Annotated in this window: 10 protein-coding genes and 1 tRNA gene; 4 read left to right on the top strand and 7 right to left on the bottom strand. The window is 65.7% G+C overall.

From position 1 onward, the window contains the following. Window positions 1-390: 390 nt before the first annotated feature. Entirely contained in the window at window positions 391-1,155 is a 765-nt protein-coding gene (locus ACVOLV_RS21470; protein ID WP_481556126.1) for an MBL fold metallo-hydrolase, read from the bottom strand. A gap of 1 nt (window position 1,156) precedes the next feature. Then, window positions 1,157-1,906: a 3-deoxy-D-manno-octulosonic acid kinase gene (locus ACVOLV_RS21465; RefSeq protein ID WP_481556125.1), complete on the bottom strand. Its 750-nt coding sequence runs from the start codon at window positions 1,904-1,906 to the stop codon at window positions 1,157-1,159. Window positions 1,907-1,926: 20 nt separating this feature from the next. Between ACVOLV_RS21465 and ACVOLV_RS21460 the strand changes: the two genes are divergently transcribed. Continuing rightward, window positions 1,927-2,973: a glycosyltransferase family 9 protein gene (locus tag ACVOLV_RS21460; RefSeq protein ID WP_481556124.1), complete on the top strand. Its 1,047-nt coding sequence runs from the start codon at window positions 1,927-1,929 to the stop codon at window positions 2,971-2,973. A gap of 249 nt (window positions 2,974-3,222) precedes the next feature. Here ACVOLV_RS21460 and ACVOLV_RS21455 read toward each other — a convergent pair whose 3' ends face one another. Beyond that, entirely contained in the window at window positions 3,223-3,621 is a 399-nt protein-coding gene (locus ACVOLV_RS21455) for a DUF6165 family protein (protein WP_303749098.1), read from the bottom strand. Window positions 3,622-3,750: 129 nt separating this feature from the next. Then, a tRNA-Ser gene (locus ACVOLV_RS21450) sits at window positions 3,751-3,841 on the bottom strand. 203 nt (window positions 3,842-4,044) lie between these two features. Between ACVOLV_RS21450 and ACVOLV_RS21445 the strand changes: the two genes are divergently transcribed. Further along, window positions 4,045-4,749 (top strand): PP2C family protein-serine/threonine phosphatase, encoded by a 705-nt coding sequence (locus ACVOLV_RS21445; RefSeq protein WP_303749097.1) that lies wholly within the window; start codon window positions 4,045-4,047, stop codon window positions 4,747-4,749. Window positions 4,750-4,817: 68 nt separating this feature from the next. On the opposite strand, the gene dnaQ is transcribed toward ACVOLV_RS21445, so the two are convergent. The 3 genes from dnaQ to ACVOLV_RS21430 are packed head-to-tail and all read right to left on the bottom strand — an operon-like array spanning window position 4,818 to window position 6,572. Next, window positions 4,818-5,546, bottom strand: a complete 729-nt coding sequence (dnaQ, locus tag ACVOLV_RS21440; RefSeq protein ID WP_481556123.1) for a DNA polymerase III subunit epsilon — start codon at window positions 5,544-5,546, stop codon at window positions 4,818-4,820. A 9-nt stretch (window positions 5,547-5,555) separates the two neighbouring features. Beyond that, complete coding sequence (rnhA, locus tag ACVOLV_RS21435; RefSeq protein WP_282270937.1) at window positions 5,556-6,008, bottom strand: ribonuclease HI; 453 nt, start codon at window positions 6,006-6,008, stop codon at window positions 5,556-5,558. Window positions 6,009-6,023: 15 nt separating this feature from the next. After that, entirely contained in the window at window positions 6,024-6,572 is a 549-nt protein-coding gene (locus tag ACVOLV_RS21430; RefSeq protein ID WP_481556122.1) for a class I SAM-dependent methyltransferase, read from the bottom strand. 116 nt (window positions 6,573-6,688) lie between these two features. On the opposite strand from ACVOLV_RS21430, the gene gloB reads away from it, so the two are divergent. Together gloB and ACVOLV_RS21420 are read left to right on the top strand one after the other, a co-directional pair. Next, window positions 6,689-7,453 carry a hydroxyacylglutathione hydrolase gene (gene gloB, locus ACVOLV_RS21425; protein ID WP_481556121.1) on the top strand — a complete coding sequence of 255 codons (765 nt, stop codon included), beginning with the start codon at window positions 6,689-6,691 and terminating at the stop codon, window positions 7,451-7,453. Continuing rightward, window positions 7,450-8,664, top strand: coding sequence for a lytic transglycosylase domain-containing protein (locus tag ACVOLV_RS21420; protein ID WP_481556120.1), 1,215 nt, complete (start codon window positions 7,450-7,452; stop codon window positions 8,662-8,664). The genes gloB and ACVOLV_RS21420 overlap by 4 nt, the downstream gene beginning before the upstream one ends. The last annotated feature ends 282 nt before the right edge of the window (window positions 8,665-8,946 follow it).

Here is an 8,946-nt window from a genome sequence, read left to right as displayed (position 1 = left end):
GGTCAGCCGGCGGGGTCGCCACCTTTTTGGGCCCTTGAAAGTTGCGCTGCTGCTGAAGCGGCGGCTTTTGCTTGTGCGTGTTGTAGCCCGGGTAAGCGCAGCGCACCCGGGGCTTTGGGCCGGGCAGGACTTCTGCCTGGCGATCGACCGATTGCCGGCCACGAATTGGCCTCTTATTGGTTACGAGTTAACCGGCATGCTTCCCGGGTGCGCTGCGCTTACCCGGGCTACGTTGCCTCGGAGGGTTCGGATGGGACTGACAGAGGCTGGCTTCGGCCTTGCCCTCACCCCAACCCCTCTCCCGCATACGGGAGAGGGGCTTAGTGATCATTGCTGCGGACAATTTGGGCTCTACGTGCGGCCAAGCTTCATGGAGCCGAAGCACGACGCTCAGCCCTCAAACGGCTCCGCGCGCGGTGCCGTAGGCTCGGCCAGCAGCACGCACTCACCCGGCATCGCCACGCGGTGGCCGCGGGCGCGCAGTGCGTCGCCGTCGGCGGCGCTGGCGTAGTGGTAGAGCATCATCCGCGCCTGGGTGGTGGCGTCGTATTCGCGTTCGAGGTCATCCACGCCGGTATGCGACGGATTGCCGTGCAGGCCGCAATCGTGGGCGATCAGTTCATTGTCGCCGGCAAAACGCGCCAGCATTTCCGGGATCGGACGGGTGTCGCCGCTCCACACCAGCGCGCCTTGCAGGCGCAGGCCGTAGGCGGTTTCCGGCCAGTGGTGGCGCACCGGGAAGACTTCCAGGCGCAGGCTGTCATGCCAGAACGCATCACCCACCACGATCAGCTGGAAGGCATCCCAGAAATTGGCGCCGCCCTCGGCCAGCACGTTCGGGTAGTCGCCTACCCGCTTGTGCAGCAGCGGCACCAGCGGCGCCGGCACGTACAGCCGCACCTTGCCGCGCCGTTGCGGATTGAAGAAGGCATCGACGAACAGACGCTCAAAACCGGCCACATGGTCCAGGTGGATATGGGTGACGAACAGCGCGTCCGGCATGGCGCCGTAATGGTTGCGGTAAGCGGTCAGCCCTTCGCCGCCGCAATCAATGGTCAGCCATGGCTGGCCGCCGTGCTCGATCACCGACATCGGCGACCCCAGCTCCACCGCCGACGCATTGCCGACGCCAAGGAAACGCAACGCCCAACTCATGTCACACGCCCCGGTTCCAGGCCAGATCATAGGCGCGGCGCAGCCGCGCATAGTCCTGCTCCACGTCCTCGCGGCTGCGCGCGCCGCGCAGCTTGAGCAGGGAGCGCAGCAGGCGCTTGAGGTTGCGCTCGCGCCAGCGGGTGGCAGGAATGCGCAGCACGCCTCGATCAAAATCAATCAGCCAGCCACGGCCAGCATCGTCAAACAGGATGTTGTGGGCATTCAAATCGGCGTGATCCAGGCCCGCGCGATGGAAGCGCGCAATCATCCGCCCAGCCTCCTCCCACGGCGCGCCGCGGCCGGTGATCTGCGCGTGGTCGGCCAGCGAACGCACGTCTTCCAGCCGCTCCATCAGCAGTGCCGCCTTGTAGCGCAGGCCTTCGCGCATGTAGAACGCGGCATAGGGGCGCGGCACCGGCAACTTGCGCACGATCAGCTCGCGCATGAGGCGGAACTCGGCAAAACTGCGAGTGCGGTTGGCCCCGCGCCATAGATAGCTGCTGTGGCTGAGCTTGGCAGCAACACCACCGCGCAGGTACTGGCGCAGCACGCTGCGGCCGAACGGCGCGTCGATGAACCATGCACCGCCACGCCCACCCTCACCCACCGGCTGGGCCTTGTTGCCCCATCGCGCAGGCGCGAACAAGCCGGGATCGGCTTGCCGCAGGCGTTCGCGGTCGAACAGAATGGCGCCATAGCCGCGACCATCGCGGCAGGGCGTCAGCGCTTCAGTGGCGTCAAATGCGACCATCACCACGAGTCTAACAACACATGCCTGCATCGTCCTCCCCGTTGTGTCTTTTGCGCCTCTCGGCATTGGGCGATGTCACCCATGTGGTCCCGTTGGTACGCACCCTGCAGCAGGGCTTTCCGGGCACGCCGCTGCACTGGGTGATCGATAAAGCGGGCCACAAGCTGCTTGATGGCCTGCCGGGGGTCAGCTTCCACATCTACGACAAGAACAGCGGCTTGGCCGGAATGCGTGCGCTGCGTCGCGAATTTCCAGCCGGTCGTTTCGAGGCGCTGCTGCAGATGCAGGTCGCCGCACGCGCCAACCTGTTGTCGGCCTTCATTCCGGCCAAGCGCCGTATTGGCTACGACAAGTCGCGCTCCAAGGACCTGCACGGTCTTTTCATCAACGAGCGCATCCCGGACCGCCCCGGCATCCATGTACTCGATGCCATCGGCAGCTTCTGCGAACCGCTGGGCCTGAAGCAGACCGAGGTCAGCTGGGACCTGGCCACACCGCCGGAAGCCCACGAGTGGGCGCGCGCGCAATGGGATGAGGATGGCCGCCCGGTGCTGATGATCTCACCCTGCTCCAGCCACCAGCGCCGCAACTGGTACGCCGAGCGCCATGCCGCGCTGGCCGACCACGCCGCCAGTCAGGGCTGGCGGGTGGTGCTGTGTGGTGGCCGCAGCGAGTTGGAGCGCAGCACCAGCGACGCCATCCTCGCTGCAATGAAGCAGCCGGCGCTGGATCTGGTCGGCAAGGACACGCTCAAGCAGCTGCCCGCGCTGCTGGCCCGCGCCTCGCTGCTGGTCACCCCCGACTCCGGCCCGATGCATATCGGCAACGCGGTCGGCACCAAGGTGCTGGGCCTGCATGCGGCCAGCAACCCGGCGCGCAGCGGCCCCTATTCCGCCCGCCGCTATTGCGTGGACCGCTACGACGATGCCGCCCGCCGCTATCTCAACAAGCCGGCCAGCGAGCTGAAATGGGGCACCAAGATCGAGTTCGACGATGTGATGTCGTTGATCACCGTGGAAGATGCGATTGCCGCGTTCGAGCGTTATCGCGCGGATCATCAGAGCTAGGCAGCTGCGGGAGCCGCTTTTTTGTAGGAGCGGCGTAAGCCGCGAAGCTGGCCCTGCTGCAGCGCCAGGTACTCCTGCCATCTGCTGATCTACGAGCTTCGCGGCTTACGCCGCTCCCACAGAGCGGATCCAGGCTTCTTTTTGTGGGAGCTGCGTCAGCTGCGAAGCTGACTGTGCTGACCCACCCGGCATTCCCGCCATCTGCTGATCCACGATCTTCGCGGCTTACGCCGCTCCTACAAGGCAGATTCAGCCCGCGCGGTAGTCCTGATAGGACTTCTCTTCCACGTAGCTGGAGCCCAGCGCCAGGTTGATGTCCTTCTTGATGCGTGCGCGCTCATCGTTCTGGATGTAGACGCTGCGCGCCAGTTGCACGAAGGAATCGTCGAAGGCCTGCGCCTTCTCTTTCAGGCGGATGTCGTCCTCGATGTCCCACAGGCGTTCGTTGACTGCCTTCAGCTCGGTACGCAGCGCGGTGATGTCCTGCGCGGCGGCCGGGTGCGCGGCCCAGGTGCTGTCCAGCGCGTTCAACTCATTGCGCACATTGACCAGCTTTGCCGCATCGCTCATGCGCTCGGACTTGATCTGCAGGATGGAGATCTTGTCCAACAGCTCACCGAAGGACACGGGGACGAGAATTTCTGACATGGGGCTTACCGATTGGATCAGGCGCACAGTGTAGCCGCTGATGCGTCGCAGGCTGCCGCTCTCCCGCGCAACCAAGCCAACACGGGCGGAAAAAGAAAAAGCCACCCGAAGGTGGCTTTTTCAAGTATCTGGCGGAGAGGGGGGGATTCGAACCCCCGAGGCGCTATAAACGCCTGCCTGATTTCGAGTCAGGTACATTCAACCGCTCTGCCACCTCTCCAGATGGTCCCCGGCGAACCGGGCTGCGAATAATAAGGGGCATTGGCCGCGCGGACAAGCGGTTTTTAACGAAAAGGATAGATTGGCCATGCAGGCGCTGCATTCCGCCAGCCAAACGAGTGTATGCAGGCGCTTGCCGTACACCTCCATGAACGCGATGATGCAGCGACCTTCACCGTTGATATACAGCCCGTTCGGGCACTCATGATCGAATTCGGACACCTCAGCCATGTCGGTCTGCGCCGCCAGCTCAATGAAGACACCTACTACGGTGACGGCGAGCTGGGGTTGTGGCTGGTTGCCGACGGCATGGGCGGCCACGCCTGCGGCGAGGTAGCCAGCGCACTGGCGCGCGAGACCATCGTGCGTGAAGTACGCAATGGTGCATCGCTGGTGCAGGCCATCCGCACCGCCGACGAGGAAATCATCCGCACCTCGCGCCGCCGCAATGACAGCCTGCCGATGGGCACCACCGTGGTGGCCGCGCGCGTGCAGGGCAATCGGTTCGAAGTGGCGTGGGTCGGCGACAGCCGTGCCTACCTGTGGCGCGACGCCAAGCTGGCCCAGCTCAGCCAGGACCACAGCTACGTGCAGGAGCTGATCGCGCAGGGCACGCTCACCGCCGAGCAGGCCCGCGCCCACCCGCACCGCAACGTGGTCACCCAGGCGCTGGGGGTGACCGATCCGGCCCACCTCAACGTCGCCACCATGACTGGCGAACTGCGTCCGGGCATGCAGCTGCTGCTGTGCAGTGACGGGCTCACCGAGGAAGTGGACGACGCCGGCCTCACCCAGGCATTGGCCCACGGCGACTGCAGCGCGCAGGAATGCGTGGACGCACTGGTCGCTGCAGCGCTGGATGGCGGCGGCTCGGACAACGTCACCGTCGTCCTGGTCCGCTGCCACTAAGGCAGCGGCCCCTGCTTCACTTCAATACGCCGACAAGCGCCGGCCGGCCAATCACAGCCGGGCGCGACTCAGGCCGACTCGACCGGCGCCGGTGCCGGCTCGCCATCCCACCAGGCATGACCGGCCTTCTTGCGCAGCTTGGCCAGGCGCGCTTCGTGCGCCTCCTGCTCCGAGGCAGTGACCAGCACACGCGGCCGCGGCAGCAGCACGGAGGTATCGAATGCCTGCGCGGCACCGCCTGCAGTGCCCACCTCCGCTTCCGGCTGACCAAAGCCGATCTCTTCCTGACCCGAGGTCAGCGCGATATAGACGTCGGCCAGGATCTGCGCATCGAGCAGGCCGCCATGCAGCGTGCGGTGGGCGTTGTCCACGCCCAGACGGCGGCACAGCGCATCCAGCGAGTTGCGCTGGCCGGGATAGCGCTCGCGCGCCATCGCCAGGGTATCGGTCACCGTCACCCGGTTGGCCAGGCGCCCCTTGCCGGCCAGGCTCATCTCGTTTTCGAGGAAGCCCATATCGAACGAGGCGTTGTGGATGATCAGCTCGGCGCCATCCACATAGGCGAGGAACTCATCCACCACTTCCTCGAAGCGCGGCTTGTCGGCGAGGAAATCCAGGCTCAGGCCGGTGACTTCCGCGGCACCGGATTCAAAGTCGCAATCCGGCTTCAGGTAACGGTGGAAGTTGTTGCCGCTGGGCCGCCGCTCAAGCAGCTCCACGCAGCCGATTTCGACCACGCGGTTGCCCTTCTTCCATTCCAGGCCGGTGGTTTCGGTATCTAGGACGATCTGGCGCATCGGCTACCCTCAGTTGCTCGCGGCGCCAGCGCGCACGCGGATTGCAGCATCGCGGGCCAGCTGGTCCACGCGTTCGTTGTCCGGATCACCGGAATGGCCTTTGACCCAGCGCCAATCGATCTGATGGCGTTGGGTGGCCTCATGCAGGCGTTCCCACAGGTCGCGGTTCTTGACCGGATCACCGCCAGCGGTCTTCCAGTTGCGCCGCACCCAGCCCGGCATCCACTCGGTGATGCCCTGGCGCACGTACTGCGAATCGGTGAACAAGGTGATGTTGCAGGGCTCGCTGAGCGTTTCCAGGCCCATGATCGCGGCCATCAACTCCATCCGGTTGTTGGTGGTGTGGGCTTCGCCGCCGGCCAGCTCGCGCTCATGGCCCTTGTAACGCAACAACGCGCCCCATCCACCGGGGCCTGGATTGCCGAGGCAGGCGCCGTCGGTATGTACTTCGATTGACTTCATAGTGTTCCGTTGAATTCAGGTCGCCACCGGGCCGCGCCAACTGACGCGACTGGCCTTGATCGGGCCGATCAAGGCCGCGGTGCGTTTTTCAGCTTCCAGCACGCACAAGGCGCGCAGGGCCGGCAGAGCCGTGCCCGGGGTATTGCCCGACTGCGTCCACAGCGGGCCATAGTGCCGCAGCGAGCGACATCGTATGCCTTGCCGCTGCAATAGTGTCCTGCAACGTGACACCGGCGGCGGTCGCGCGCCCTGCCACTGCCAGTGCGCACGGTACGGACTGCAGCGGTTGAGCACGGTCATCCAGATCCGCCCACCAGGCATCAGCACCCGCGCGCATTCGGACAACAAGGGCTCCAGCTCCTCGGCCGCCGGATGTTCGATGACGATGGCCTTGATCGACTCGCTGGGCAGCGGCAACGGCAGGCCGCAGCGCAGATCCCCTGCCCAGCCAGGCGCTTGCGGGTCGCGGTGCAGGTGCAGGCCACGGCCCTGCGGGGAGGGGTCCGGCCGCCAGAAGGCGTTTGGCGCCATCCACAGCCACGGCGGCGAGGGAAATCCGCGCATTTGTTCAGACAGCAGCCGCTGCTCCCATTCCCGCATCGCCTGCGCCCCGGCTTTCTCAAACCAGGGCGAGACTGCAGCTTGACGGGGGGACTTGGCGGCAGGCATTTTCCAATTCTATGCGACTGATCGCCCTGCCCGCATTTCAGGACAACTACATCTGGGCGCTGCAAACGCCTGATGAGCGCACGATTTTCGTCGACCCCGGCCAGGCCGGCCCGGTTTTCGAAGCCGCTGCGCAAGGCATGCAGCCTGCTGGTGTCCTGCTCACCCATCACCACGACGATCACATCGGCGGGGTGGCGGAGTTGCGCCAGCGCTGGCCGCGGCTGCGGGTGATCGCCCCTGTAGATGAACGCATCCCATTGGAATGTGAACGAGTCAGCGAAGGCAACCGGGTAGAATTGTCGGGCTTCGACTTCACCGTGATGGAAGTTCCCGGTCACACCCGAAGCCATATTGCCTACTACGGCCACGACCATTTGTTCAGTGGCGACATGTTGTTCAGCTTGGGCTGTGGACGCATGTTTGAAGGTACGCCGGCCCAGATGTTGGCCTCGCTCCGGCGAATGGCCGCCCTGCCCCCACAGACACTGGTCTGCTGCGGGCACGAATACACGCTGGCCAATGCCGTGTTTGCGCGGCATGTCGACCCCACCAACGCGGCATTGCAACGCCGCCAACAGGAAGCCTCGGACATGCGCAGCAGTTCCCGTCCTACCGTTCCCGCCGTCCTGGCCAGTGAACTGGAATGCAATCCGTTTCTGCGGACTGCCGATACCGCGATTGTTGCAGCGATCGCCGCGCAGCTTGGTCGCGCGCCCACCGATGAGGTGGAAGTCTTCGCCGAATTGCGGCGGTGGAAAGACGGTTTTCGCGCATGAGGCGGCTTTGTCTGCCGTTGGCGCTGGGGTTGTTGTTGGGCACGGGCAGCGGCGCGCTGGCCGCCCAGACCCTCCCGGTCAGCGCCGGCATGACCCAGAACGTCGCCGCACTGACTGCATTACCACTGGACCCGGCCTCGCTGCCGGCCCCGACTACCCGTAACGGACGCGAGATCTTCGCCAACTTCCGTGAGGGCCTGGCCGCACCGCAGTGCGACGCCGAAGCCACCAGCGCACGCTGGCGCAAGCAGTTCTCGCACGCCCCGTCGCGACTGGGCAATGTCGAGGACGACGCGCTGCCGCTGTTCGGCTACGTCGTCGATGAGCTGCGCAGTGCCGGCCTGCCGACCGAATTCGCGCTGATCCCCTTCGTTGAAAGCGGCTACCGCCCCGGTGCCCGCAACGCCAGCGGCCCGGCCGGGCTATGGCAGTTCATCGCCACCACCGCGCGTAACCACCGCGTGCCGATGGAGAAGGGCTATGACGGCCGCCTGTCGGCGGTGGATTCCACCCGCGCCGCCGTGCGTTACCTGAAGACCCTGCACGGCATGTTTGCCGGTGACTGGCAGCTGGCGGTGATGGCGTACAACGCCGGCGAGTACCGCATCCTGCAGTCGCTGCGTCGCGGTGGCATGAACGCACAGAACGCCACCGCGTCCGAGTTGCCTGGCCTGTCGCCGATCACCTACGCCTACGTTGAAAAGCTGCATGCACTGGCCTGCGTGCTGGAACAGTCCGAGAACGAACCCGACCTGATGGCCGCGCTGGACCGGCAGGTGCCGATCCTGAAGGGCCACACGCTGCCGGCCAACACCACCCTGGCCGCCTGGTCGGCGCAGAATGCGCTGGATCCGGCCCGCATCGCCCGCCTCAACCCCGCCCTGACCAGCTCGCGCTCCGGCACCCGGGTTTTGGCTCCGGCTGCTGCCATTGGCAGCGTCGAAAGCGACAACAGCGAGAGCGTGTTGGTGGCGACCCGCGATGCGGCACCTGCCGCGCCTGCGAAGAGCAGTAGCCGCCCGGCAGCTCCTTCCCGTGCAGTGGCCTCGGCCAGCAATGGCAGCCGCCACACGGTGCGCAGCGGCGAGTCCGCCTGGACCATCGCCCGCCGCTACGGCATATCAGTGAAAACCCTGCTGACCTCCAACAACCTGGACGCCAGCGCCGTACTGAAGCCAGGCATGGTGCTGCGCTACGAAGAAGTGCGCTGAGGCAACGCTCCAGCAGGAAAGCAGAACCAGAAGCCCGGCCAAGAGCCGGGCTTCTGCATTTCCGCATTGATGTAATGCCGAGCCATGCTCGGCAGAAGCCTTACCAGCAATCCTCCCTGCGTTTGTGGGAGCGGCCTCAGCCGCGAAGCCGGTGGCAGGGAAATCACCAGCAGCCGCGCAATCTGATGGATCCCCAGCTTCGGGGGGGGGGGGGGCGGGCGGCCCCAGACCCCACGAGAAGAGGGGGAGGGGGGGGGCGCCGCCGGGCCGGGCCGGGGGGGA

The organism is Stenotrophomonas sp. STEN023 (genome assembly GCF_056760135.1).
Note: the sequence above shows the minus strand (reverse complement) of the source record. Positions and strands in the feature narration are given on the sequence as shown.

Coding starts and splice junctions, on each gene's coding strand:
- ACVOLV_RS21470 (WP_481556126.1), bottom strand. CDS start 1,155: ATGAGTTGGGCGTTGCGTTTCCTTGGCGTCGGCAATGCGTCGGCGGTG.
- ACVOLV_RS21465 (WP_481556125.1), bottom strand. CDS start 1,906: ATGGTCGCATTTGACGCCACTGAAGCGCTGACGCCCTGCCGCGATGGT.
- ACVOLV_RS21460 (WP_481556124.1), top strand. CDS start 1,927: ATGCCTGCATCGTCCTCCCCGTTGTGTCTTTTGCGCCTCTCGGCATTG.
- ACVOLV_RS21455 (WP_303749098.1), bottom strand. CDS start 3,621: ATGTCAGAAATTCTCGTCCCCGTGTCCTTCGGTGAGCTGTTGGACAAG.
- ACVOLV_RS21445 (WP_303749097.1), top strand. CDS start 4,045: ATGATCGAATTCGGACACCTCAGCCATGTCGGTCTGCGCCGCCAGCTC.
- dnaQ (WP_481556123.1), bottom strand. CDS start 5,546: ATGCGCCAGATCGTCCTAGATACCGAAACCACCGGCCTGGAATGGAAG.
- rnhA (WP_282270937.1), bottom strand. CDS start 6,008: ATGAAGTCAATCGAAGTACATACCGACGGCGCCTGCCTCGGCAATCCA.
- ACVOLV_RS21430 (WP_481556122.1), bottom strand. CDS start 6,572: ATGCGCGGATTTCCCTCGCCGCCGTGGCTGTGGATGGCGCCAAACGCC.
- gloB (WP_481556121.1), top strand. CDS start 6,689: ATGCGACTGATCGCCCTGCCCGCATTTCAGGACAACTACATCTGGGCG.
- ACVOLV_RS21420 (WP_481556120.1), top strand. CDS start 7,450: ATGAGGCGGCTTTGTCTGCCGTTGGCGCTGGGGTTGTTGTTGGGCACG.